The sequence below is a fragment of the Pseudomonas sp. GW456-L12 genome, assembly GCF_059424045.1.
In genome coordinates this window covers 1-23,768 of the sequence record NZ_JBWKZA010000051.1, presented here as the reverse complement: position 1 = coordinate 23,768, position 23,768 = coordinate 1, and the positions used below count along the sequence as shown (strand labels likewise).

Annotated in this window: 21 protein-coding genes; 6 read left to right on the top strand and 15 right to left on the bottom strand. The window is 64.9% G+C overall.

All coding sequences use genetic code 11. The annotated features are described in order from the left end of the window. Positions 1–53: 53 nt before the first annotated feature. On the bottom strand, positions 54–566 hold the full coding sequence (locus tag AC07Y9_RS31195) for a dihydrofolate reductase (protein ID WP_102681504.1): 513 nt from the start codon (positions 564–566) through the stop codon (positions 54–56). A gap of 96 nt (positions 567–662) precedes the next feature. Here AC07Y9_RS31195 and AC07Y9_RS31190 point away from each other — a divergent pair, with 96 nt between their 5' ends. Further along, positions 663–2,042, top strand: coding sequence for a DUF2868 domain-containing protein (locus AC07Y9_RS31190; RefSeq protein WP_102681503.1), 1,380 nt, complete (start codon positions 663–665; stop codon positions 2,040–2,042). Next, the gene (locus tag AC07Y9_RS31185) at positions 2,035–3,423 is read left to right on the top strand and encodes a GTPase/DUF3482 domain-containing protein (protein ID WP_102681502.1); all 1,389 of its coding nucleotides are present in this window, start codon (positions 2,035–2,037) and stop codon (positions 3,421–3,423) included. The genes AC07Y9_RS31190 and AC07Y9_RS31185 overlap by 8 nt, the downstream gene beginning before the upstream one ends. A gap of 117 nt (positions 3,424–3,540) precedes the next feature. On the opposite strand, the gene AC07Y9_RS31180 is transcribed toward AC07Y9_RS31185, so the two are convergent. The 7 genes from AC07Y9_RS31180 to AC07Y9_RS31150 form a co-directional block, all read right to left on the bottom strand. Then, positions 3,541–4,095: a phosphonate degradation HD-domain oxygenase gene (locus tag AC07Y9_RS31180; RefSeq protein ID WP_102681501.1), complete on the bottom strand. Its 555-nt coding sequence runs from the start codon at positions 4,093–4,095 to the stop codon at positions 3,541–3,543. Further along, complete coding sequence (locus tag AC07Y9_RS31175; protein ID WP_102681500.1) at positions 4,095–5,228, bottom strand: TIGR03364 family FAD-dependent oxidoreductase; 1,134 nt, start codon at positions 5,226–5,228, stop codon at positions 4,095–4,097. Before AC07Y9_RS31175 ends, AC07Y9_RS31180 begins: the two co-directional genes overlap by 1 nt. A 120-nt stretch (positions 5,229–5,348) precedes the next feature. Further along, on the bottom strand, positions 5,349–6,374 hold the full coding sequence (locus AC07Y9_RS31170; RefSeq protein WP_102681499.1) for a putative 2-aminoethylphosphonate ABC transporter substrate-binding protein: 1,026 nt from the start codon (positions 6,372–6,374) through the stop codon (positions 5,349–5,351). A gap of 49 nt (positions 6,375–6,423) precedes the next feature. Further along, positions 6,424–8,148, bottom strand: a complete 1,725-nt coding sequence (locus tag AC07Y9_RS31165) for a putative 2-aminoethylphosphonate ABC transporter permease subunit (protein ID WP_102681493.1) — start codon at positions 8,146–8,148, stop codon at positions 6,424–6,426. A gap of 1 nt (position 8,149) precedes the next feature. After that, positions 8,150–9,226 carry a putative 2-aminoethylphosphonate ABC transporter ATP-binding protein gene (locus AC07Y9_RS31160; RefSeq protein WP_007921288.1) on the bottom strand — a complete coding sequence of 359 codons (1,077 nt, stop codon included), beginning with the start codon at positions 9,224–9,226 and terminating at the stop codon, positions 8,150–8,152. A gap of 286 nt (positions 9,227–9,512) precedes the next feature. Further along, the gene (locus AC07Y9_RS31155; RefSeq protein ID WP_102681492.1) at positions 9,513–10,376 is read right to left on the bottom strand and encodes a LysR family transcriptional regulator; all 864 of its coding nucleotides are present in this window, start codon (positions 10,374–10,376) and stop codon (positions 9,513–9,515) included. 16 nt (positions 10,377–10,392) lie between these two features. Further along, a complete protein-coding gene (locus tag AC07Y9_RS31150; RefSeq protein ID WP_102681491.1) occupies positions 10,393–12,780 on the bottom strand; it encodes a heavy metal translocating P-type ATPase in 2,388 nt (795 codons plus the stop codon). 85 nt (positions 12,781–12,865) lie between these two features. On the opposite strand from AC07Y9_RS31150, the gene cadR reads away from it, so the two are divergent. Next, positions 12,866–13,315, top strand: a complete 450-nt coding sequence (gene cadR, locus AC07Y9_RS31145) for a Cd(II)/Pb(II)-responsive transcriptional regulator (RefSeq protein WP_007930346.1) — start codon at positions 12,866–12,868, stop codon at positions 13,313–13,315. A gap of 138 nt (positions 13,316–13,453) precedes the next feature. Here cadR and AC07Y9_RS31140 read toward each other — a convergent pair whose 3' ends face one another. The 3 genes from AC07Y9_RS31140 to AC07Y9_RS31130 all read right to left on the bottom strand — a co-directional run bounded on the left by AC07Y9_RS31140 (position 13,454) and on the right by AC07Y9_RS31130 (position 16,155). Beyond that, entirely contained in the window at positions 13,454–14,425 is a 972-nt protein-coding gene (locus tag AC07Y9_RS31140; protein WP_102681490.1) for a thymidylate synthase, read from the bottom strand. A 47-nt stretch (positions 14,426–14,472) separates the two neighbouring features. Beyond that, entirely contained in the window at positions 14,473–15,294 is an 822-nt protein-coding gene (gene lgt, locus AC07Y9_RS31135; RefSeq protein WP_009046066.1) for a prolipoprotein diacylglyceryl transferase, read from the bottom strand. A gap of 78 nt (positions 15,295–15,372) precedes the next feature. Next, positions 15,373–16,155 carry a sulfite exporter TauE/SafE family protein gene (locus AC07Y9_RS31130; protein WP_102681489.1) on the bottom strand — a complete coding sequence of 261 codons (783 nt, stop codon included), beginning with the start codon at positions 16,153–16,155 and terminating at the stop codon, positions 15,373–15,375. Positions 16,156–16,278: 123 nt separating this feature from the next. On the opposite strand from AC07Y9_RS31130, the gene AC07Y9_RS31125 reads away from it, so the two are divergent. Further along, a complete protein-coding gene (locus AC07Y9_RS31125) occupies positions 16,279–17,025 on the top strand; it encodes an NRDE family protein (protein ID WP_102681494.1) in 747 nt (248 codons plus the stop codon). A 102-nt stretch (positions 17,026–17,127) separates the two neighbouring features. Here AC07Y9_RS31125 and ptsP read toward each other — a convergent pair whose 3' ends face one another. Further along, positions 17,128–19,407, bottom strand: coding sequence for a phosphoenolpyruvate--protein phosphotransferase (gene ptsP, locus AC07Y9_RS31120; protein WP_007927345.1), 2,280 nt, complete (start codon positions 19,405–19,407; stop codon positions 17,128–17,130). Positions 19,408–19,429: 22 nt separating this feature from the next. Next, positions 19,430–19,909 (bottom strand): RNA pyrophosphohydrolase, encoded by a 480-nt coding sequence (locus tag AC07Y9_RS31115; RefSeq protein ID WP_007927344.1) that lies wholly within the window; start codon positions 19,907–19,909, stop codon positions 19,430–19,432. 143 nt (positions 19,910–20,052) lie between these two features. Here AC07Y9_RS31115 and AC07Y9_RS31110 point away from each other — a divergent pair, with 143 nt between their 5' ends. Then, positions 20,053–20,709, top strand: a complete 657-nt coding sequence (locus AC07Y9_RS31110; protein ID WP_007927343.1) for a histidinol-phosphatase — start codon at positions 20,053–20,055, stop codon at positions 20,707–20,709. Between the two features lie 50 nt (positions 20,710–20,759). Here the strand turns inward: AC07Y9_RS31110 and AC07Y9_RS31105 are convergent, their stop codons facing one another. Both AC07Y9_RS31105 and ilvA read right to left on the bottom strand, forming a co-directional pair. Further along, positions 20,760–21,188 carry a DUF2269 family protein gene (locus tag AC07Y9_RS31105; RefSeq protein WP_007927342.1) on the bottom strand — a complete coding sequence of 143 codons (429 nt, stop codon included), beginning with the start codon at positions 21,186–21,188 and terminating at the stop codon, positions 20,760–20,762. Positions 21,189–21,228: 40 nt separating this feature from the next. Continuing rightward, positions 21,229–22,743, bottom strand: coding sequence for a threonine ammonia-lyase, biosynthetic (ilvA, locus tag AC07Y9_RS31100; RefSeq protein ID WP_007927333.1), 1,515 nt, complete (start codon positions 22,741–22,743; stop codon positions 21,229–21,231). Between the two features lie 286 nt (positions 22,744–23,029). Here ilvA and rpiA point away from each other — a divergent pair, with 286 nt between their 5' ends. After that, a complete protein-coding gene (gene rpiA / locus AC07Y9_RS31095; RefSeq protein ID WP_102681488.1) occupies positions 23,030–23,701 on the top strand; it encodes a ribose-5-phosphate isomerase RpiA in 672 nt (223 codons plus the stop codon). Positions 23,702–23,768: the final 67 nt, after the last annotated feature.

The window sequence follows — 23,768 nt, the reverse complement described above, 5'->3', positions numbered from 1 at the left end:
CTCCTACAGAAGAACGCCTTCATCTGTAGGAGCGAGGCTTGCCCGCGAAGCTTTTAGGTTCTTTCGAAAACTTCGAAACAGTAGGCAGGTTTGTCGCCTTCAGCGGGATTTTGCGTAAAGGAGGTTCGCTCCCAATCATATGGGCCAAACTCCGGGAACCACGCATCTCCTTCGGGGCTTAAAGCGACTCTAGTTAAATACAAGCGATCAGCATGCGGTAACGCCAGTTCATACAACTGCGCCCCCCCAATCAGCATTAGCTCCTCCACTCCTTGCTTCAAAGCCCATTCCTCTGCACGAGTCACAGCTGCCTCAAGCGACGGATAAACCTCCGCGCCTTCCAGCTGCAAACCGTCCTGACGGCTGACGACAATGTTCAAACGCCCAGGTAGCGGACGACCGAGGGAGTCCCAAGTTTTACGCCCCATAATGATCGGCTTACCGAGGGTCGTAGCCTTGAAATATTTGAAGTCGCCCGGCAAGTGCCAAGGCATGCTGTTGTTCACGCCAATCACTCGGTTTTCACCAAGCGCTGCGATCAGACATAACGGAAGAGTTTTGTTCATTCGAGTGAGGATACCAGAGGCTCACCATCCCGCAACTTACCCCGACCAGTGCCACAGCAGTTATGCTCAGTGCTCATTTGAGCAACGGAATGACGCGTGACAGCACTGACCCCACTGCAAAAACTCTGGCTCACCGAAGCCGTACGCCTGCGTGAAGAACACGCCGGCGCCCTGGAGGACCAGGAAGCCAATCGCCTGGCGCGCACCGCAGGCGGCGACCTGGCAAGCCGCCTCCAATACCGCGCGCTGTGGCTGGCCGAACGCGACGGCCTGGCCGCCGCCCTGCGCCACTGGGTCCAGGGCGCGCGCCTGGCGCTGTTGCTGATGGTCGTGTTGGCCATGGTCAGCGGTGCCGGCCTGGCCTTCGCCGCCCTGGGTAACGGGCAGGCGCCGGTTAATGTGTTCTGGGCCCTGGGCAGCCTGCTCGGTCTCAACCTGCTTTTGCTGCTGAGCTGGGCCATTGGCCTGCTGTTCGCCGGCGAACAGGGCGCCAGCCTCGGCCGCCTGTGGCTGTGGCTCAGCGCCAAGCTCGCCCGCGACGCCAAGGCCGCGCAGCTGGCGCCCGCCCTGCTGTTGTTGCTGCAACGGCGCAAACTCAATCGCTGGGCCATCGGCACCCTGGTCAACGGCCTGTGGCTGCTGGCCCTGCTCAGCGCCGTGGCGATCCTGCTGATGTTGCTGATCACCAAGCGCTACGGGTTCTACTGGGAAAGCACCCTGCTCGGCGCGGATGCCTTCGTGGCGATCACCAACGCCCTCAGCGCCATACCCCGGGCCATAGGTTTCGGGGTACCAACCGTAGAGATGATTCACGCCAGTACCCGGGATGTTTACAACACTGAACTGGTGCGCCAGATGTGGGCCGTCTGGCTGGTGGCCTCGCTGATCATTTACGGCGTGCTGCCGCGCCTGCTGTTGATGCTGTTCTGTCGCTGGTGCTGGAAGCACGGACAGGCGCGCCTGCGACTGGACCTCAACCTCCCTGGCTACAGCCAGCTGCGCGAAGCGCTGATGCCCAGCAGCGAACGCCTGGGGATCAACGATGCCGCCCCCGACTTGCTGCACCGCATCGAAGGCGGCGTCAGCGCACAGGACAGCGATGGCGCCCTGCTGGTGGCCATCGAACTGGACGACCAGCGCCCCTGGCCACCGCAATTGCCGGCCACGGTGAAAGACGCCGGCATCCTCGACAGCCGCGAATCCCGGCACAAGCTGCTGGAACAGATGAGCCGCTTTCCGCCGGCGCGCCTGGCCATCGCCTGCGATCCACGGCGCTCGCCGGACCGTGGCAGCCTGGCGCTGATCGCCGAGCTGGCCCGCAGCGCGACCGCCACCCGGGTCTGGCTATTGCAGGCCCCGCCCGGCGAAGCGCTGGACGCCGAACGCCTGGGCGACTGGCACGTGGCGCTGCAACAGCTGGAGCTGCCATTCGCCGATTGCGCACCGCTGAACTGGCTGGAGACCGGCCATGACTGATCCTCGCAAACCGCCGTTGAAGCTGGCGGTGGTCGGCCACACCAACGTCGGCAAGACCTCCCTGCTGCGTACCCTGACCCGGGACGTGGGGTTCGGCGAGGTCTCCCATCGCCCCAGCACCACCCGCCATGTCGAGGGCGCGCGGCTGTCGGTGGACGGCGAACCGCTGCTCGACCTGTACGACACCCCCGGCCTGGAAGACGCCATCGCCCTGCTCGACTACCTGGAACGCCTGGAGCACCCTGGCGAGCGCCTGGACGGCCCGGCCCGCCTGGCGCGGTTTCTCGAAGGCAGCGAGGCGCGCCAGCGTTTCGAACAGGAAGCCAAGGTGCTGCGCCAGCTGCTGGACTCCGACGCCGGGCTGTATGTGATCGACGCTCGCGAGCCGGTATTGGCCAAGTACCGCGACGAGCTGGAAGTCCTCGCCAGCTGCGGCAAGCCGTTGCTGCCGGTGCTGAACTTCGTCAGCAGCGCCAACCATCGCGAGCCGGACTGGCGCGAAGCCCTGGCCCGCCTGGGCCTGCACGCGCTGGTGCGGTTCGACAGCGTGGCACCGCCGGAGGACGGCGAGCGGCGGCTGTATGAAAGCCTGGCGTTGCTTTTGGAAAGCTCGCGGCCGCAGCTGGAACGCCTGATCGCCGACCAGCAGGCGCAGCGCGCGGCTCGCCAGCAAAGCGCCGCGCGGCTGATCGCCGAACTGCTGATCGATTGCGCCGCCTGCCGGCGCAGTGTGGTCAGCGAGGTCGAGCAGGAACAGCAGGCCATCGGCGAGCTGCGCAAGGCCGTGCGCCAGCGCGAACAGCGCTGTGTCGAGGCGCTGCTCAAGCTCTACGCCTTCCGCCCGCAGGATGCCGCCGCCAGCGATGTGCCGCTGCTCGACGGACGCTGGGGCGATGACCTGTTCAACCCGGAAACCCTCAAGCAACTCGGGGTCCGGGTCGGTGGCGGGATCGCTGCCGGCGCGGCGGCCGGGGCCGGCGTCGATCTGCTGGTGGGCGGCCTGACCCTGGGCGCGGCGGCCCTGGCCGGGGCGATTGCCGGTGGCGCGCTGCAAACCGCTCGCAGCTACGGCGGCCGCCTGCTGGGCAAGCTCAAGGGCCAGCGCGAACTGACCGTGGACGACAGCGTGCTGCGCCTCTTGGCCCTGCGCCAACGGCAACTGGTGCAGGCGTTGAATGTGCGCGGGCATGCGGCGCTGGGCAGCATCCAGCTGGCCACGCCCCAGGACCAGAGCTGGCGCGAGGGCAAGCTGCCGGAGGCGCTGAACAAGGCCCGCGCCCATCCGCAGTGGTCGTCGCTGAACCCGGCGCCGCGCCTGAGCCAGGCGGAGCGTCAGGAGCAGATCGAGGTATTGGCGCAGAAGCTGGTGGTCGACAGTTAAGCCTGCGGCGCCCCCGCCTACGTCATCGCGAGCAAGCTCGCTCCTACAGAACATGCGTTCCCCTGTAGGAGCGAGCTTGCTCGCGATAGCTGTCCCCCGGGCACCGCAGGACTCGGATCAGACAGCCAACAACCGCACCGCCTTGTCCTTGAGCACCTGCAAATCCATCACTGGCACCCACAGCTCCTTGGCCTGTTCGTCCCAATGGCGCAGGCGCAGGCTGACCGCGCATAGCGGGTCCTGCTCGAAGGCCCGGGCCTCCTCGGCGCTCATCACCCCGCCCTGGTATTCCAGGGTGCGCCGGCTGGCTTGGCTGAGCCGCTCGTAGTAACCCGGCTCCTTGCAGGTCAGGTAACGCTTGGCCTGCACGTGGTACTCCACCAGCCGCGCCAGGCGCTCGCTGAAACCGGCGCGGCGCAGGTAGTCGGCGCCCAGCCGCTCATGGCCGGCCACGCCGAAACCGCCCATGCTCTCGGCATCCTGCCCACAGATATGCCCGATATCGTGGAAGAACGCCGCCAGCACCACTTCGTCGTCGAAGCCCTCGGCCATGGCCAGCTGTGCGGCCTGGGACATGTGTTCGATCTGCGACACCGGCTCGCCGATGTAGTCGCTGTCGCCAAAGCGCTCGTACAGGCCGAACACCTCGGCGATCCGCTGCTCAGGCCGCATCAGGCTTCCTCCAGCAAACGGGCGATATTGCCCTCGGCCATGGCCGGGCCGACGCTCATGCCCACGCCGCTGTGCATCAGGGCCACGCTGACCCCGACGGCCGGGCGCAGGAACGAAAACGGCCCCGGGCCGCGGGCGCCATAGACACCCTGCCAGCGCTCGATCACCTGCACCTTGCAGCCCAGGGTGTGCTCGGCCAGCTCGAGCATCCAGGTGTCCACCTGTTCGGCATTGAACGGTGAGGGATCGCTGCCGTAATGGTGGGAGTCGCCGATGATCAGCTCGCCATAGGGCGTCGGGCTGATCAGCAGGTGGATGCCGTTTTCGTGCAGGTACGGCGCGTCCCGCAGGATCTGCGCCTGTACCGCCGCCGCTTCGGGCAGGTCGGCAAAGGCGCCGTAATGCACGCAGCTCAGGCCGGTGAGCAACGCGTGTTGCAGGTTCAGTGACACCTCGGGCCGGGCGCGGAGCATTTGCAGGCGGCAGACCTGCGGCGCCAGCGCGGCAATCGGTTCGGCCAGCAGGGTCTGGTAGTCATGCCCGGAACAGACCAGGATCTGCCCCGCGCGAAAGCTGCCGGCGGTGCTGTGCAACTGGCCGGGCTCGATGTCGCGCACCAGGGTGGAGAAATGAAACTCCACCCCCAGGTCGCGGCGCAGGTAGTCGATCAGCATCGGGATGGCTTCGCGGGAATACAGCTGCTGGTCATCCAGGCCATGCAGCGCCGCGCGCTGATGGCGGAAGCGGCCGCCGTACAGATTGTTCAACGCCGCGCCGCGCAGCAGTTCGACCCGGTAGCCGTGTTCCTGCGCACGTCCGGCGCAGAAGGCCTGCAGCAATTGCTCCTCAGCCTCGGTGCGAGCGAACAGGTAAGAGCCGTTGCGCTTGAGCGGCAGGCCGGCCAATTGCGCCCAGTCGCCCCAGATGCCGCGGCTGGCCCTGGCCAGGTCGAGCATCACGCCCGGCGGCTGGCCGGTCACCAGGGCCTGGCCGAAATTGCGCACCGACGCGCCCAGGGGCGTGGCGCTGCGCTCGAAAACCTTGACCCGCAAACCGCGCTTGGCCGCGGCATAGGCATGGGACAGCCCGAGGATGCCGGCGCCGACGATCAGCAGGTCGTTGTGGTTGCTCATGGGTGTGGTCCTTGGACGATGACCTCGGCGAGGTCAAATCGCGGGCAAGTCGGATCGCCGCCCGCTCGCTCCTACAGAAGCGTCCATAGAAGCGAGGCGGCCCGCGACAGGGGCTGTCGATTACTGGGCGGCGACCTTCTCGGACTTGCCGTCATAACGCTTGCGCCACTCGGCGAGGATCTCGTCGCGGTTCTTCGAGGCCCAGGCGAAGTCGTTCTTGATCAGGCGCTGCTCGTAGTCGGCCGGCAGTTCGGTCTGCGGCTTGGCGATCCCCGGCTGGGCCAGCACGGCGAAGTTTTCCTTGTACAGCTCCATGGCCGCGGGGCTGGCGGAGAAGTCGGCGAGCTTCTTCGCCGCTTCTTCATGAGGGGTGCCCTTGATCACCGCGGTGGCTTCGATTTCCCAGCCCAGGCCTTCCTTGGGCAGCACGATGTCCAGCGGCGCGCCCTGGCGCTTGAGCTGCACGGCCGGGTATTCGAAGGAGATGCCGATCGGGAATTCACCGGCCGCCGCCAGCTTGCACGGTTTGGAACCGGAGTGAACGTACTGGCCGATGTTCTGGTGCAGGTCGTCCATGTACTGCCAGCCCTGCTTCTCGCCGAAGGTCTGCAACCAGGCGCTGACGTCGAGGAAGCCGGTGCCGGACGAGGCCGGGTTGGGCATGACGATCTTGCCCTTGTACTCAGGCTTGGTCAGGTCCTGCCAGCTCACCGGCTTGGTCAGGCCCTGCTTTTGTGCTTCGACGGTGTTGAAGCAGATGGTCGCGGCCCAGACGTCCATGCCGACCCAGGCCGGCGGGTTGGCGGCGTCGCGGTAGTTGCCGCCGATCTTGCCCAGATCCTTCGGTGCATAGCTTTCCAGCATGCCCTGCTGATCGAGGATCGCCAGGCTGGAGGCCGCCAGGCCCCACACTGCGTCCGCCTGCGGCCGGGCTTTTTCCGCCAGCAGCTTGGCGGTGATGATCCCGGTGGAATCACGCACCCATTTGATTTCCACATCCGGGTTGGCGGCTTCGAAGGCTTGCTTGTAGCTCTTGAGCTGTTCGGCTTCGAGGGCGGTATAGACCGTCAGTTCGGTCTTCGCGGCAAAGGCGTTCATGCTGAAGGCAGTGAGGACAGCAGCGGCAACAGCCAGGGGCTTGAACATGGTGCGGTTCCTTTCTGGGGTGGGGGCTTGTAGTAGGGGTTGGGCAGATTCAATGGCCGGGCGCGGTCTGCCGCCAGGCCTGGGAGCGGCGCAGCAAGCCGCGCGAAGCCCAGGCCAGGAGCAGGGACACGCCCGCCGAGGTAAAGAGGATCAGGGTCGACATGGCGGCCGCGCCGCCGACGTTGCCGGCGTCGTCCATGTTCAGCACCGCCACCGCCGCGAGGATGGTGTCGGGGCTGTAGAGGAAGATCGCCGCCGAGACGGTGGTCATGGCCGAGACGAACAGGTAGCGCAGGATGTCCAGCAGCGCCGGCAGGCAGATCGGCACCGTGACCCGCAGGTAGTGGCGATACAGCGGCGCCTTGAGCGACAGCGCCGCGGCCTCGAATTCGGCATCGAGCTGGCGCAGCGCGGTGGTGGCGGTCATCTGCGCAGTGGTCAGGTAGTGGGCTATGGTGCACACCACCAGCAGGGTCATGCTGCCGTAGAACACATGCAGCGGGTTGCCGCTGAGGTTGAAGAAGAAGACGTAGCCCAGGCCCAGCACCAGGCCCGGCACTGCCATCGGCACGAAGCTGAGCATGCGCAGCGCCAGGTTGAGGCCGCGCTGGGTGTGGGTCTTCTCCATCAGGTAGGCGCCGGTGAAGATCAGCGCGCTGCCGATCAGCGCCGTGCACAGGGCCATGGTCAGGCTGTTGCGGTAGGCCAGCCAGCCGCCGCCGGCGGTGTCGTTGAACTGGTAGTGATTGAGCGACAGCGAAAGGTTATAGGGCCAGAACTTCACCAGCGACGAGAACACCGCCATGCCGAACACCAGCAGCAGCGCCGCGCAGATCAGCAGGACGATCGCCAGGTAGCAGCCGTCCCGCAGCCGGGAAGGCGCCGGCTGGAACACCTGGGCCCGGCCGCTCATGGAATCGCCATGGCGACGGCGCAGCCAGGCATCGACACCGAAGCTGAACAGTGCCGGCAGCAACAGCACCATGCCGATCAAGGCGCCACGGCCAAACTGTTGCTGGCCGACCACCGCCTTGTAGGCTTCCAGCGCCAGCACCTGATAGTCGCCACCGACCACCACCGGCACGCCGAAATCGGTGATGGTCAGGGTGAACACCAGGCAGAACGCGGCGAACACCGCCTGCCGGGTGGCCGGCCAGGTGATGCTGCGAAAGGCCTTGGCCGGGCTGGCGCCCATGCTCGACGCGGCATCGAACAGCCGCGCATCGGCCAGGGACAGGGCCGACAGCAGGATCATCAGGGCGTGGGGAAAGGTGTAGATCACCTCGCCGAGAACGATGCCCCAGAAGCCATAGATATTGTCCGAGAGCAGGCCACGGAGCAGGCCCTGGTTGCCGAACAGATAGACCAGGGCGATCCCCGGCAGCATCGACGGCGCCATCAACGGCAGCAGCGACAGGCCGCGCCAGATCGCCTTGCCGGGAATCAGCGTGCGTTGCAGGGCATAGGCGAACAGGTAGGCCAGCGGCACCACGATGGCGGCCACGCTGAGGGAGACTTTCAGGCTGTTGCCCAACAGCCAGTGGAAGTTGGCGCCGGTCACCAACTCGCGGGCCGCAACCAGGCCGCCGCCCTGCCCGGCTTCGCCGCTGAAACCGCGCCAGAAGATCGCCAGCAACGGCAGCAGCACCGCCAGGCCCAGCAGCACCAGCAGCACCAGCTTGCCGCCGAGCACGAAGAGGCGGTCGCCGATTTGCGCACGGGCCGCCTGGCGCGCCCGTTTTGCGGGTAGCGGCAGGCTCAGTTCAACGGCCATCTCAGGCAAACACCTGCAGGCTGCGCGGTGGCAAGGCGACCCAGATGTCCTGGGCACCGAGGCGCGGCATGGCTTCCGGGGCTAGCTCGGCCAGCAGCGGATGGCCGGGCAATTGGTTGAGTTCGAAACTCATGCGGCAGCGGTTGCCGAGGAAGGTGATCTCCCGGACCTTGGCCGGGAACAGGTTTTCCTCGTGCACCGGCGGGTTGACGCTGATCGCCTCCGGGCGGCAGAACAACCGACCCGAGGCAGCCTTGCCGGAGTCGGCCGCCAGCCGCACGTTCATCCCACCAACCTGGGCGTGGCTGTCGCTGCTGCGGCGGAACGGCAGCCAGTTGCCCTGGCCGACGAACTCGGCGACGAACGGGGTGGCCGGGCGATCGTAGATTTCCTGCGGCGTGGCGTACTGCTCGACCTTGCCGTTGTTCATCACCGCGATACGGTCGGCCATCAACATGGCCTCGTCCTGGTTGTGGGTGACCATCAGGGTGGTGATGCCCAGGCGTCGCTGCAGCTGGCGCAGCTCGGTGCACAGGTGCTCGCGCACCCGTGCATCCAGCGCCGACATCGGTTCATCCAGCAACAATAACGAAGGCGCCGGGGCCAGGGCTCGCGCCAGGGCCACCCGCTGCTGCTGGCCGCCCGACAGCTGACCGGGGTATTTCTTTTCGCTGCCGGTCAGGCCCACCAGCTCCAGCATCTGCGCTACGCGCTTGCGCACTTCGTCGCGACCGCTGCCGGCCAGGCCATAGGCGATGTTGGCTTCGACGCTGAGGTTGGGGAACAGCGCATAGGACTGGAACAGAATGCCGTAGTCCCGGGCCTGGGGCGCCAGGTGCGAGACGTCGCGGCTGCCCAGGTACAACTCGCCCCGGTCCTGGCGCTCGAGGCCGGCGATGCAACGCAGCAAGGTGGTCTTGCCGCAGCCCGACGGGCCGAGCAGGCACACCAGCTCGCCGGCCGCCACGTCCAGGGAGACGTTATCCAGGGCGGTGAAAGCGCCAAAGCGTTTCTGCATGCCGCGCACTTTCATCGGCGCGCCGGGGTTGCTCAGGGCAGTTGCGATCGGGTTGTTCATGGACGGACCTCATCAAGCAGATACAGGCCATCCTAGGGAACGAATGCGTAGTTACTGTGGCAGTGAGGCAAAAGCTGCCGATAGTGGTATTGGCGGATTTGGGTTCAAGAGAACGCAGAGCCTTGTAGCCGCTGCCGAGCCCGCGAGGCTGCGAACGGTTGCGCAGCAACCGCAGGCCCGACAACGCGATCTGGCGAGGTAACCGCAGGGCGCCTTTTGCGGGCGCTGCGCACCCGTTCGCAGCCTCGCTGCGCTCGGCAGCGGCTACGGATGAGGTGTGGGCGGATCAGGCTGGCGCCATTTCCTGCGCCAGCCCGAGAAAGGCCGCCGGCAGGCGCGCGCCCTTGCGCTCCTTGAGGCAGTACAGGTATTCGGCGATCTGCGGCGCGTTCTCGATGGTCAGCACCCGCAGTTGCGGATCGTGGGGGACTTCCTGGCGGGCAATGATGCTGATGCCGATATTGCGCAGCACCGCCTCGCGGATCGACTCGCGGCTGCCGATCTCCAGCAGCGGCCCGAAGCTGACCCGGGCGCTGTCGAGCAGCTCTTCGGTCAGGCGCCGGGTGGTGGAGCCCGGCTCGCGCATCAGCAGGGTGTGCCCGGCCAGGGCGTTCAAGGGCACGTGGTCGAGGGCCGCCAACGGATGATTGCGGTGCACCGCCAGCACCAGCGGATCGCTGCCGAGCACCCGGCGGATCAAGCGCGAATCTTCCAGCAACTGCGACGACGCAGCGATGTCGACCCGGTATTCCTCCAGCGATTCCAGGACCTGCTGCGAGTTGCCGATTTCCACCGACACTTCCACCTGGGGCAGGCGCTCCCGGAAGGTCTTCACCAGATCGAGGATGTAATACGGCGCCGTGGCGGCAATCCGCAGGGTGCCTTGCAGCTGGCCGCTATTGCGCAGGAAGAACTCGATATCGGCTTCCTGCTGCAACAGCACCTTGACCATCGGCAACAACCGGGCACCCTCTTCGCTGACGCTGAGGCGGCGGCCGCCGCGATAGAACAGCTCGACCGCATACTGGCTTTCCAGATGACGGATCTGGGTGGTCACCGTGGGCTGGCTCAGGCCGAGCTTTTTCGCCGCCAGGGTGATGCTGCCCAGGCGGGCCACCATGTAAAACGCCTTCAGCTCGGCACTCAGCACTGCGTCCTCTCATCGTCTATTTGCGCAACAGGCGCAAACCGTTGAAGACCACCAACAGGCTGACGCCCATGTCGGCGAACACGGCCATCCACATGGTGGCCAACCCGAAGAAGGTTACCCCAAGAAAGATCGCCTTGATGACCAGGGCCAGGGCGATATTTTGTACGAGGATGTTCGAGGTCTGCCGGGACAGCCGGACAAACGCCGGAATCTTGCGCAGATCGTCGTCCATCAGGGCGACATCGGCGGTCTCGATGGCGGTGTCGGTGCCTGCCGCGGCCATGGCGAAACCGATCTCCGCGCGGGCCAGGGCCGGGGCGTCGTTGATGCCGTCGCCGACCATGCCGACCCGGTGCCCTTGGGCGTACAGGTCTTCGATGGCTTGCAGCTTGTCGGTGGGCAGCAGGTCGCCGCGGGCCTGATCGATGCCCACCTGGGCGGCGATGGCTTCGGCGGTGTGCGGGTTGTCGCCAGTCAGCATCAGGGTCTTGATGCCCAGTTCGTGCAACTGCTGGATCGCTTCGCGGCTGGACTCCTTGACCGTGTCCGCCACGGCGAACAGGGCCAGGGGGCCGGCGCTGTCGAGCAACAGCACCACAGTCTTGCCTTGTTTCTCCAGGGCGAACAGCTGCTCTTCCAGCTCCGGCGAGCACAGCCCCAGCTCCTCCACCAGGCGGTGATTGCCCAGGTGGTAGAGCTGGCCGTTGATTTCGCCACGTACACCGCGGCCGGCCAGGGCCTCGAAGTTATCCACAAGGTGCAGGCTCAGCTGTTTATCCACAGCCGCATTGGCAATGGCCAAAGACACCGGGTGGTCGGAGCGGGACGCCAGGCTGGCGGCGATGGCCGGGGCGCTGCTGTCCGCCAGCGGGTCGAGGGACAGGAAATCGGTCTGTACCGGCTTGCCATGGGTGATGGTGCCGGTCTTGTCCAGCGCCAGGTAGTCGAGCTTGTAGCCGCCCTCCAGGTAGACCCCGCCCTTGATCAGGATGCCTTTGCGCGCTGCCGCGGCCAGGCCGCTGACGATGGTCACCGGGGTGGAAATCACCAGCGCGCACGGGCACGCCACCACCAACAGCACCAGGGCGCGGTAGATCCAGTCGAACCAGGCGGCGCCCATGAACAGCGGTGGAATCACCGCCACGGCCAGGGCAAAGGCAAACACCGCGGGGGTGTAGATTTTCGAGAAGCTGTCGACGAAGCGCTGAGTCGGCGCGCGCGCGCCCTGAGCTTGTTCCACGGCATGGATGATCCGCGCCAGGGTCGAGTTGTTGGCCGCCGCGGTCACCTTGTATTCCAGCGAGCCGGCCTGGTTGATGGTGCCGGCGAAGACCTTGTCGCCCAGGGTCTTTTCCACCGGTAGGCTTTCGCCGGTGATCGGTGCCTGGTCGATGGTCGAGCTGCCGGCCACCACCTCGCCGTCGAGGCCGATGCGCTCACCTGGGCGAACCCGTACCAACGCGCCCAGCTCGATGCTTTTCGCTTCCCGTTCGACCCAACTGCCGTCCGCCTCCTGCACCGTGACCCGTTCCGGGGTCATCTGCATCAGGCCACTGATGGCATTGCGCGCGCGGTCCAGGGACCGGGCCTCGATCAACTCGGCCACGGTGAACAGGAACATCACCATCGCCGCTTCCGGCCATTGGCCGATCAGCACGGCGCCGGTCACGGCGATGCTCATCAAGGCGTTGATGTTGAGGTTGCGGTTCTTCAGGGCGATCCAGCCCTTCTTGTAAGTGCCGAGGCCACCACTGAGGATCGATACCAGGGCGATCACCGCCACCACCCAGGTCGGCGCAGCGCTGGTGAAGTGGATCACCTCCGCGGCCAGCGCGCCGACGCCGGACAGCGCCAGCGGCCACCAGTGCTTTTTCACCGGCGCCGCGACCGGGGCATCGGACTCGCCGCCCAGGCCGATGGGCTCGGCCTCCATGCCCAGGGACTTGATGGCGGCGATGATCGGGGCGACGTCCTGCAGGTCATGGGTCACGCCCAGCACCCGGTTGATCAGGTTGAACTCCAGTTGCTGCACGCCCGCCAGCTTGCCCAGCTTGTTCTGGATCAGCGTCTGCTCGGTCGGGCAGTCCATGGCCTCGATGCGGAAACTGCTCAGGCGCGCATTGGCGCTCGACGCCGCGCTGAGCACAACCCGCGACGGCGCGGCGGCCGACGAACAGCAGGAATCGCCGTGACTGGCAGCCTGGGGCTCGCTCAACTGGACCAGCGACGGCGACGAGCAGCAGGAAGCGCCGTGGCCAGCATGGTCGTGTTTTTTCAGCGGATGCAGTTTTGCGCCATGGCCATGATCGTGGTCGTGGTCGTGGTCGTGGTCGTGGTCGTGGTCGTGGTCAGCATGCTTGGAGTCAGCGCCGGGCTTGCCATGGGTGTGCAGGGAATCGCTCATAAGGTCGCGTCCGAAAAGGTGCCTGTTGCCAAGTAAACACCCTGTAGCCACTATAGGGTCAAGCACCCTTTCGGAGATTGTCGCGATGAAAATTGGTGAGCTGGCGAAACTGACCGACTGTCAGGTCGAAACCATCCGTTACTACGAGCGCGAAGGCCTGCTGCCGGAACCGGCCCGCAGCGAGGGCAATTACCGCCTGTATACCCAGGCCCACACCGAACGCCTGACCTTCATCCGCAACTGCCGCAGCCTGGACATGACCCTCGAGGAAATCCGCAGCCTGCTGAACCTGCGCGACAGCCCCCAGGACCAGTGCCAGAACGTGAATGCGCTGATCGACGAACACATCCACCACGTCAAGGCGCGGATCGACGGGCTCTTGGCCTTGCAGACACAGCTGCTCGACCTGCGCCAACGCTGCAGCGAAGGGCCGGACCTGGATCAGTGCGGGATTTTGCAGCGCCTGGAAGTCAGCGGCTCGGTGGCCCCCAGCGAAGCCGAGGACTCTCATGTGGGCCGTAGCCACGGGCATTGAAACCATCAACCCCCTACAGAGAGGCAGATGCCCCGTATCGACCACGTGTGGGCGTGGTCTCCGGGATTGCTAGAAGGCCCTGCGGGCCTTAGCGCAGCCTGCGGCAGCGGCTACAGGAGCCGCCGCCGGGTGTATCGATCAGACCGCCATCGGCGCGGTCATCGGCGCGTGGTGCTCGTAGCCTTCCAGAGAGAAATCGCTCGGCTCGACCTTTTCCAGCCACTCCGGCTGGTACACGCCGGTCTTGGCGAACTCCGGTACACGTTCGGAAATCACCAGCTTCGGCATCGGGAACGGCTCGCGCTTGAGCTGCTCGTTGAGCATGTCCAGGTGGTTTTCGTAGACGTGGGCATCACCGATGAAATAGGTGAACCAGCGCGGGGTGTAGCCGGTCAGGCGACCGATCAGGCTCAGCAGCGCCGCGCCTTCGGTGAGGTTGAACGGTGTGCCCAGGCCCAGGTCGTTGGAACGGATGTAGAGGGTCAGGGAAATTTCCCGGGTCTCGACATTCGGGTGGAACTGGTACAGCAGGTGGCACGGCGGCAGGGCCATTTCATCCAGTTGGGCGCAGTTCCAGCCGTGGAACAGGATACGGCGGCTGCCCGGGTCCTTGATGATGGTGTCCACGCACTGGCGCACCTGGTCGATGGCCTTGTACAGCACCACATAGGCCTGGCCGTCTTCCTCGCCTTCGGCGATCTGCCGGTAGCCCTGGCCCAGGGTCTGCTCGATGGCGGCCGGGTTGCTCAGGGGGATCTGCTTGTACGCCGGCCACTTGCGCCATTGCACGCCATAGATCTCACCCAGGTCGTCCTCGCCCTGGCGGAAGGGATTGGCCAGCCACTGGGCGTTTTCGTTGGCGTTCTGGTCCCAGACCTTGCAGCCCAGGGCACGGAATTCGGCGGCGTTGTTCACCCCACGGAGGAAACCGCACATCTCGCCGATGGCCGACTTGAAGGCCATCTTGCGGGTGGTGATCGCCGGGAAACCGTCTTTCAGGTCGTAACGCAGCATCGCGCCGGGGAAGCTGATGGTGTTCACGCCCGTGCGGTTGGCCTGCTTGGTGCCGTTCTTGATGACGTGGGCGACCAGATCGAGATATTGCTTCATGTATTACCTGTGTCCTTGAAGGCAGGGCTCGCGCCCTGCGATCCGAATTAGAGCGCGGCGTCTTTCGCCACCGGTGCCGCTGGAGCGCGGTGATAGGCCAGCCAGATCAGGAACAGGCCGCCAACGATCATCGGCAGGCACAGCACCTGGCCCATGGTCAGCCAGTTCCACGCCAGATAGCCCAGCTGCGCATCCGGGACCCGGACGAACTCGACGATAAAACGGAAAATACCGTAAAACAGGGCGAACATCCCGGAAACCGCCATGGTTGGACGGGGCTTGCGCGAGAACAGCCAGAGGATGAGGAACAGTGCCACGCCTTCCAGGGCGAACTGATACAGCTGCGAAGGGTGGCGCGGCAGCTGGGCCGGGTCGCTGAACGGCGGGAAGATCATCGCCCACGGCAGGTCGGTCGGCTTGCCCCACAGCTCGGCGTTGATGAAGTTGCCGATGCGCCCGGCGCCCAGGCCGATCGGCACCATCGGCGCGACGAAGTCCATCAGCTGGAAGAACGACTTGCCATTCTTCTTGCCGAACCACAAGGCCGCGAGCATCACCCCGATGAAACCGCCGTGGAACGACATGCCGCCTTTCCAGACCTCGAAGATCAGCGTCGGGTTGGCCAGGTAGGCGCTCAGGTCATAGAACAGCACATAGCCCAGGCGCCCGCCGACAATGACCCCCATCGACATCCAGAACACCATGTCGGAGAGCTTCTCCTTGGTCCAGGTTGGGTCGAAGCGGTTCAACCGGCGCGACGCCAGCAGCCAGGCGCCACCGATGCCGATCAGGTACATCAGGCCGTACCAGTGAATTTTCAGCGGGCCGATGGCCAGGGCCACCGGGTCGATCTGCGGGTAAGGCAGCATTGCGACTCCTCGTTAGAGTGAAACTCGATTGCGCCGCGACCATGTCACGCGCGGATTAAGCCAGGATTGCGAAACCTGTCAGAGCAGGAACGTCAGGCCGACCACAAACAGCAGGCCGGCGAACAAGCGCTTCAACAGGCGCGCCGACAGCCGATGGGCCAGGCGCGCGTCGAACCGGGCAAAGACCATACTGGTCAGGGCGATGCCCAGCAGCGCCGGCAAATACACAAAACCCAGACTATGAGCTGGCAGCAACGGATCATGCCAGCCCAGAATCATGAAACTTATTGCACTGGCCACGGCAATCGGCAAACCGCAGGCCGAGGACGTGGCCACCGCCTGCTGCATCGGCACGCTGCGCCAGGTCAGGAACGGCACGGTCAGCGAGCCGCCACCGATGCCGAAAATCGCCGAGGCCCAGCCGATCACACTGCCGGCCAGGGTCAGCCCGAGCTTGCCGGGAACGTCGCGGCTGGCCTTGGGCCGCAGGTCCAGGGTCATCTGCAGGGCCACCACCAGGGCGAAGACGCCGATGATTTTCTGCAGGTTCGGCCCGGAGATCGCTTCGGCCGTCAGCGCCCCGACTCCGGCGCCGAGCAGGATGCCCAGGGTCATCCAGGCAAAGATCGGCCAGCGCACCGCGCCCCTGCGCTGGTGTTCGCGAACCGCGTTGACCGAGGTAAAAATGATGGTCGCCAGCGACGTACCAACGGCCAGGTGGGTCAGGATCGACGGATCGAAACCTTGCAGGGTGAAGCTGAACACCAGCACGGGAACGATGATGATGCCGCCACCTACGCCAAACAGACCGGCCAATATGCCCGCGCAGGCCCCCAGCAGCAGATAGAGCAGAAATTCCATGGAGGCATCCCGAAAAGAGAGCGGCATGGTAACGGATGCACGGCCCTTGGCTCCACTGGATGGCGATGGATACCCAGTCGTTCTGTGCGTAAAGTGAGCAAAAAACACAAAAGGGACAACCTGATGTGCTTGATCGTATTCGCCTGGCGGCCGGGCCACGCCCTGCCCCTGATCGTCGCGGCCAACCGTGACGAGTTCTACGCCCGCCCCAGCCTGCCGTTGGCGCAATGGCCCGAAGCCCCCGATATCTATGCCGGACGCGACCTGGAAGCGGGCGGCACCTGGCTCGGCCTGGGCGCCGACGGACGCTTCGCCGCCCTGACCAATATCCGCAATCCCCATCAGCCCCCCGCGCGCCGCTCCAGAGGCGAACTGGTAGCGCGTTTTCTCAGCAGCAGGATGTCGATAGACGACTATTTCAGCGACGTTGTCGGCCGATCACTGGAATATGCCGGCTTCAACCTGCTGGTGGGCACCCCCGATCAGCTCTGGCACTACAACGCCCAGGCCCGTGAGCCGCAGCAACTGGGCAGTGGCGTGTACGGCCTATCGAACGCCGGGCTCGATACGCCCTGGCCCAAGCTGCTCAAGGCCAAGGCAGCATTACAGGAAGTACTGCACGACCCGCAGCCCCAGGCTCTGCTCGCCCTGCTCAGCGATGCGCAGACCGCGCCGTTTGCCGACCTTCCCGATACCGGGGTCGGCCTGGCCACCGAGAGCCTGCTGTCGAGCGTGTTTATCGCCAGCCCCAGCTACGGCACGCGGGCCAGCACGGCGCTGATCGTCCGGGCCGATGGTTCTAGGCACATAGTCGAGCGCAGCTTCGGGCCCTATGGCGGGCATCTGGGGGAAGTGGAGCTGAGGATTTAGCGGCGTCTGAAAGTACGCTATCGCGAGCAATCGAGCGTCGACCGGCTGCTCCTACAGGGTTTGGCAGCGTCTCTGTAGGAGCAAGCTTGCTCGCGATCGTTTTTAAAGGGTCTTGGCCGACGCCGGATTGATCATCCGTGCCAGTCCCAGGTTCTTCAGCGCCAGTTGCAGCGAGCTGTGGATAACTTGCGGGTTGTCGATGGTCATCAGTTCGGCCAGCAGTTCCCTGGCCTTGCTGAGATTGATCTGACGCAGCATCCACTTCACTTTCGGCAGGTTGGTGGCGTTCATCGACAGGCTGTCGAAGCCCATCGCCATCAGCAGCACCGCCGCCGCCGGATCGCCGGCCATCTCGCCGCAGATACTCACCGGCTTGCCTTCGGCATGGGCATCGCGCACCACGGTCTGCAAGGCTTGCAGCACCGCCGGATGCAGGTAGTCGTAGAGGTCCGCCACCCGCGGGTTGTTGCGGTCCACGGCCAGCAGGTACTGGGTCAGGTCGTTGGAGCCGACCGACAGGAAGTCCACCTGGCGCGCCAGTTCCTTGGTCTGGTACACCGCGGCCGGGATCTCGATCATCACCCCGATCGGCGGCATCGGCACGTCGGTGCCTTCGTCGCGCACTTCGCCCCAGGCGCGGTGGATCAGGTGCAACGCTTCTTCCAGCTCATGGGTGCCGGAAATCATCGGCAGGAGAATGCGCAGGTTGTTCAGGCCTTCGCTGGCCTTGAGCATGGCGCGGGTCTGGACGAGGAAAATCTCGGGATGGTCGAGGGTGACGCGAATGCCGCGCCAGCCGAGGAAGGGGTTGTCTTCCTTGATCGGGAAATACGACAGTGACTTGTCGCCGCCGATGTCCAGGCTGCGCATCGTCACCGGTTGCGGGTGGAAGGCGGAAAGTTGCTCGCGATAGATCGCCAGCTGCTCCTTTTCGCTCGGGAAGCGTTGGTTGATCATGAACGGCACTTCGGTGCGGTACAGGCCCACGCCCTCCGCGCCACGCTTCTGCGCCCTCGCCACGTCCGCCAGCAGGCCGGTGTTGACCCACAGCGGCATGCGGTGGCCGTCCAGCGTCACGCATGGCAGGTCGCGCAGCGCATCCAGGCCCTGGGCCAGTTGCCGCTCTTCCTCGACCACATCGGCGAACTGCTTGCGCAGCACGTCGCTGGGGTTGGTGTAGACCTCGCCGTGGTAGCCGTCGACGATCATCTGGATGCCGTCGACTTTCGAGTACGGCAGATCGACCAGGCCCATCACTGTCGGAATGCCCATGGCCCGGGCCAGGATCGCCACGTGGGAGTTGCCCGAACCCAATACCGAGACCAGGCCGACCAGCTTGCCTTCCGGCACCTCGCCGAGCATGGCCGGCGTCAGTTCTTCGCTGACCAGGATGGTGTTGTCGGGATAGACCAGGGTCTGCTGGCGCTCTTCCTGCAGGTAGGCCAGCAGGCGCCGGCCCAGGTCCTTGACGTCCGACGCCCGCTCGCGCAGGTAGGCATCGTCCATCAGTTCGAAACGGTTGACGTGATCGGTGACCACCTGGCGCAACGCGCCCTGGGCCCATTGGCCGGTCTTGATCACGGTGGTCACTTCGCTGCCCAGGGAGGCATCGTCGAGCATCATCAGGTAGACGTCGAACAGCGCCCGCTCTTCGGGACGCAGCTGGGTGGCGAGCTTTTCCGAGAGGGTGCGCATGTCGGCGCGCACGCCTTCGATGGCGGTCTTGAACAACGCCAGCTCGGCGTCGATGTCGGTAATGCTCTTGTCAGGCACCACGTCCAGGTCGGCCGGCGGCAGCATGACCACCGCGGTACCGACCGCCGCGCCAGGCGAGCCGGGCACGCCGACGAACTTGGCTTCCTGGATGCCCTTGCCCTGGCGGCCCAGGCCACGGATCGAACCGGTGGCTTCGGCATGGGCGATAACCCCCGCCAGCTGCGCGCTCATGGTCACCAGGAAGGCTTCTTCGCCCTCGTCGAACTGACGACGCTCCTTTTGCTGGATGACCAGGACGCCGACGACCCGGCGGTGGTGAATGATCGGTGCACCGAGGAAGGAGGCATAACGCTCCTCGCCAGTCTCGGCGAAGTAGCGATAACGCGGGTGATCGGCGGCGTTTTCAAGGTTCAGCGGTTCTTCGCGCGTACCGACCAGGCCGACCAGACCTTCGTTGGGTGCCATGCTGACTTTGCCGATCGAGCGCTTGTTCAAGCCCTCGGTGGCCATCAGGACAAAACGGTTGGTCTCCGGATCCAGCAGATAGACCGAGCAGACCTGGCTGCCCATGGCCTCTTTGACGCGCAACACAATAATCCCCAACGCCGCCTTGAGATCCTTGGCGGAGTTAACTTCCTGGACGATCTTGCGCAGCGTATTGAGCATGGCTCGGGGTCGAACTCCGTCGTCAGTCGCGCGCTAGAAGGCGCGGGGCAAGCTCTTTGAGAGCGCGGCGGTAAACCTCGCGCTTGAATGTCACCACCTGGCCCAACGGATACCAATAACTGACCCAGCGCCAGCCATCGAACTCCGGTTTACCGGTCAAATCCATCCGCACCCGCTGCTCGTTGGAGATCAGGCGCAGGAGAAACCATTTCTGCTTCTGGCCGATGCACAGCGGTTGGCTGTGGGTACGGACCAGGCGTTGCGGCAAACGATAGCGCAACCAGCCCCGGGTGCAGGCGAGAATTTGCACATCTTCGCGTTCCAGGCCTACTTCTTCGTTCAACTCGCGGTACAAAGCGTCTTCCGGCGTCTCTTCGGGGTTGATCCCCCCTTGCGGAAACTGCCAGGCATCTTGATTGATACGGCGAGCCCATAGCACCTGGCCGGCATCATTCGTCAGAATGATCCCGACATTGGGGCGGAAACCATCGGGGTCGATCACGGCAACAACCTCGCAAACGCATGTCGCCGCATTGTTCCACAAAGGTTGTGAAAGCAGCAACGAGGCTTCCTACCTTATGTGCACTCTTGTGAAAAGACCGTATTCTGATCGCCTTTTTTCAGACTTATCAGCGAGTAACCGTGATGCGCCTGGCTTTATTCGACTTGGACAACACCCTTCTGGGCGGCGACAGTGACCACGCCTGGGGCGATTACCTGTGCGAACGAGGCTTCCTCGACGCCGTCACCTACAAGGCCCGCAACGACGAGTTCTACCAGGACTACCTGGCCGGCAAGCTCGACAATGCCGCTTACCTGAACTTCTGCCTGGAGGTTCTCGGCCGCACCGAGATGGACGTGCTCGACCAATGGCACCGCGACTACATGCGCGACTGCATCGAGCCGCTGCTGCTGCCCAAGGCCGCGCAACTGCTGGCCAAGCACAAGGCCGCCGGCGACAAGCTGGTGATCATCACCGCCACCAACCGCTTCGTCACCGCGCCGATCGCCGAACGCCTGGGCGTGGAAACCCTGATCGCCACCGAGTGCGAGATGCAGGATGGTCGCTACACCGGTCGCAGCACCGACGTCCCGTGCTTTCGCGAAGGCAAGGTCACCCGCCTGACGCGCTGGCTCGAGGAAACCGGCCACAGCCTGGAAGACAGCTACTTCTATAGCGATTCGATGAATGACTTGCCGTTGCTGGATCTGGTGGCGAACCCGATCGCCGTGGACCCGGACCCGAACCTGCGGGCCCTGGCCCAGCAGCGTGGCTGGCCGGTGATCAGCCTGCGCGACTGAGAAAGCTAGCGCGAGCTCGCCCCTATAGGAGCAAGCTCGCGATCAGGCCGTCAAACAGGCTTGGCGCCCATCAACCCGGCAATGGCGAAGAAACACACGAAGCTGAACACCGCCAGCGCCAGGGTGAACTTCGGACTGCCCACACCCGAAGCGATCCGGACCCGATTGAGCCGCGCCAGCAGCCAGAAACAGCTCAGGGCACCCACGGTATAGATCAAGCTGGAGGCCAGGATCCAGGTCTGCCCCAGCGACCAGCCCAGCAGATGCACCAGCCACCAGCCACTGAACGGCAGGCTGGCCAGGCAGATCACCAGCAACAGCCAGACGAACACCAGCGGCCGGCGCAACAGCCGGCTGTAGATGCTTGCGTCACCCTTACTACGAGCACGCCAGACCCAGATCGCCAGCCCCAGCGCGCTGCCCAGCAGCAACACGGTGGCCAGGATATGGACGGTTTTGAGGACGGTCAGCGTTTCCATGTCATTAACTCCTTGAGGCCTTGCCCACCAGCGTAGCCGTTCAGCCGAGGAACAGCTGATACGCCGGGTTATCACTCTCGTCCCAGTACGGGTAACCGATCTGCGCCAGCGCCGCCGGTACCAGGTGGCGCTCGCTCGCCGGTACTTGCAGGCCGGCGACTACCCGGCCATCGGCCGCGCCATGGTTGCGGTAGTGGAACATCGAGATGTTCCAGCGCCCGCCGAGCTTGTTGAGGAAGTTGAACAGCGCGCCCGGGCGTTCCGGGAACTCGAAGCGGAACACCACTTCATCACTGACCCGCGCCGCATGCCCGCCGACCATATGACGGATATGCAACTTGGCCAGTTCGTTGTCGGTCAGGTCGGTCACCGGGAAGCCCTGTTCGGACAGGCTGGCGATCAGCGCGCTACGCGGATCGTTTTCCGGGTGGGTCTGCACACCCACGAAGATGTGCGCTTCGCTACCGGTGTTGTAGCGGTAGTTGAATTCGGTGATCTGGCGCTTGCCGATCGCTTCGCAGAAGGCCTTGAAGCTGCCCGGCTTCTCCGGGATCGTCACGGCGATGATGGCCTCGCGGCCCTCGCCCAGTTCGGCGCGCTCGGCGACATGGCGCAGGCGGTCGAAGTTGACGTTGGCGCCGGAGTCGATGGCCACCAGGGTCTGCCCGCTAACGCCACGCTGCTCGACGTATTTCTTGATCCCGGCCACACCCAGGGCGCCAGCCGGCTCGGTGATGGAACGGGTGTCGTCGTAGATGTCCTTGATCGCCGCGCAGATCTCGTCGGTGCTGACGGTGATCACTTCATCCACGTAGTCCTTGCAGATGTCGAAGGTGTGCTGGCCGATCTGCGCCACCGCGACACCGTCGGCGAAGATGCCCACGGTCGGCAGTACCACGCGTTCGCCGGCGGCCATCGCCGCTTGCAGGCAGTTGGAGTCGTCCGGCTCGACGCCGATGATCTTGATTTCCGGCCGCAGGTATTTGACGTAGGCCGCGATCCCGGCGATCAGGCCGCCACCGCCGACCGGCACGAAGATCGCGTCCAGGCGCCCCGGATGCTGGCGCAGGATTTCCATCGCCACGGTGCCCTGCCCGGCAATGGTGTGTGGATCGTCGTACGGGTGGATATAGACGTAGCCTTTTTCGTCCACCAGCTTCAGCGAGTAGGCCAGGGCTTCCGGGAAAGTATCGCCGTGCAGCACCACTTTGCCGCCGCGCGAGCGCACGCCTTCGACCTTGATCTCCGGGGTGGTCTTGGGCATCACGATGGTCGCCTTCACCCCCAGCACCTTGGCCGCCAGGGCCAGCCCCTGGGCATGGTTGCCGGCCGAGGCGGTGACCACGCCACGGGCGCGCTCGGCATCGCTGAGCTGGGTCAGCTTGTTGTAGGCGCCGCGAATCTTGAACGAGAACACCGGCTGCAAGTCTTCGCGCTTGAGCCAGATCTGATTGCCCAGCCGCTCGGAGAGCTGGCGGGCAGTCTGCAACGGGGTTTCTACGGCAACGTCGTAAACGCGCGAGGTGAGGATCTTTTTGACGTACTGTTCGAGCATCGGAAAGCATCACTGAGCGGGTTGGGCAGGGCCAGCGAGTCTAACCCAGCGTTTACCCGGGCGACCACACGAATCCAGAGGTTTTAAAAGCCCCCTAGCCGCAGCCGGTGGCTGCGATAGGTCTGCAGGTCCTCCGGCCACTCTCGTCTGTCACGACCTGACGGTCGATCGCAGCCTTCGGCAGCGGCTACAAAGAGCGGTTCGCCAAACGGGCAATGACCTGCTCAGGACACCGGCCTATAATGCCGGCCTTTCCGTTCCCCCCTTGCCCGCTTCCGGAGCCCGCATGACCCAGGATCAACTCAAACAGGCCGTGGCCCAGGCTGCCGTCGACCTCATCCTGCCGAAACTCGATGACAAGAGCATCGTCGGGGTCGGCACCGGCTCCACCGCCAACTGCTTCATCGACGCCCTGGCCCAGCACAAGGCCGCCTTCGACGGCGCGGTCGCCAGCTCCGAAGCCACCGCGGCGCGCCTCAAGGGCCACGGCATCCCGGTGTACGAACTGAACACCGTCAGCGACCTGGAGTTCTACATCGACGGCGCCGACGAAAGCGACGAACATCTGAACCTGATCAAGGGCGGCGGCGCGGCCCTGACCCGCGAGAAAATCGTCGCGGCGGTAGCCAAGACCTTTATCTGCATCGCCGACGCCAGCAAGCTGGTGCCGGTGCTGGGCGCCTTCCCCCTACCGGTGGAAGTGATCCCCATGGCCCGCAGCCACGTGGCCCGTGAGCTGGTGAAGCTCGGTGGCGACCCGGTCTACCGCGAAGGCGTGATCACCGACAACGGCAACATCATTCTTGACGTGCACAACATGCAGATCACCAATCCGGTGGAGCTGGAAGCGCAGATCAACGCGATTGTCGGCGTGGTCACCAACGGCCTGTTCGCCGCCCGCCCGGCCGACGTGCTGCTGCTGGGCACCCGCAAAGGCGTGAAGACCCTCACCGCCTGATGCCGCCGATTTCGCCCCTGCCGCAATGGCGGGGGCGAAAGCTCTCCCGTCCAGCCCCGCCCTGCCC

Excerpts from the sequence above, each read along its gene's own strand:
- AC07Y9_RS31195 (WP_102681504.1), bottom strand. The coding sequence starts at position 566 with ATGAACAAAACTCTTCCGTTATGTCTGATCGCAGCGCTTGGTGAAAAC.
- AC07Y9_RS31185 (WP_102681502.1), top strand. The coding sequence starts at position 2,035 with ATGACTGATCCTCGCAAACCGCCGTTGAAGCTGGCGGTGGTCGGCCAC.
- AC07Y9_RS31180 (WP_102681501.1), bottom strand. The coding sequence starts at position 4,095 with ATGCGGCCTGAGCAGCGGATCGCCGAGGTGTTCGGCCTGTACGAGCGC.
- AC07Y9_RS31175 (WP_102681500.1), bottom strand. The coding sequence starts at position 5,228 with ATGAGCAACCACAACGACCTGCTGATCGTCGGCGCCGGCATCCTCGGG.
- AC07Y9_RS31170 (WP_102681499.1), bottom strand. The coding sequence starts at position 6,374 with ATGTTCAAGCCCCTGGCTGTTGCCGCTGCTGTCCTCACTGCCTTCAGC.
- AC07Y9_RS31165 (WP_102681493.1), bottom strand. The coding sequence starts at position 8,148 with ATGGCCGTTGAACTGAGCCTGCCGCTACCCGCAAAACGGGCGCGCCAG.
- AC07Y9_RS31160 (WP_007921288.1), bottom strand. The coding sequence starts at position 9,226 with ATGAACAACCCGATCGCAACTGCCCTGAGCAACCCCGGCGCGCCGATG.
- AC07Y9_RS31150 (WP_102681491.1), bottom strand. The coding sequence starts at position 12,780 with ATGAGCGATTCCCTGCACACCCATGGCAAGCCCGGCGCTGACTCCAAG.
- cadR (WP_007930346.1), top strand. The coding sequence starts at position 12,866 with ATGAAAATTGGTGAGCTGGCGAAACTGACCGACTGTCAGGTCGAAACC.
- AC07Y9_RS31140 (WP_102681490.1), bottom strand. The coding sequence starts at position 14,425 with ATGAAGCAATATCTCGATCTGGTCGCCCACGTCATCAAGAACGGCACC.
- lgt (WP_009046066.1), bottom strand. The coding sequence starts at position 15,294 with ATGCTGCCTTACCCGCAGATCGACCCGGTGGCCCTGGCCATCGGCCCG.
- AC07Y9_RS31130 (WP_102681489.1), bottom strand. The coding sequence starts at position 16,155 with ATGGAATTTCTGCTCTATCTGCTGCTGGGGGCCTGCGCGGGCATATTG.
- AC07Y9_RS31125 (WP_102681494.1), top strand. The coding sequence starts at position 16,279 with ATGTGCTTGATCGTATTCGCCTGGCGGCCGGGCCACGCCCTGCCCCTG.
- ptsP (WP_007927345.1), bottom strand. The coding sequence starts at position 19,407 with ATGCTCAATACGCTGCGCAAGATCGTCCAGGAAGTTAACTCCGCCAAG.
- AC07Y9_RS31110 (WP_007927343.1), top strand. The coding sequence starts at position 20,053 with ATGCGCCTGGCTTTATTCGACTTGGACAACACCCTTCTGGGCGGCGAC.
- AC07Y9_RS31105 (WP_007927342.1), bottom strand. The coding sequence starts at position 21,188 with ATGGAAACGCTGACCGTCCTCAAAACCGTCCATATCCTGGCCACCGTG.
- ilvA (WP_007927333.1), bottom strand. The coding sequence starts at position 22,743 with ATGCTCGAACAGTACGTCAAAAAGATCCTCACCTCGCGCGTTTACGAC.
- rpiA (WP_102681488.1), top strand. The coding sequence starts at position 23,030 with ATGACCCAGGATCAACTCAAACAGGCCGTGGCCCAGGCTGCCGTCGAC.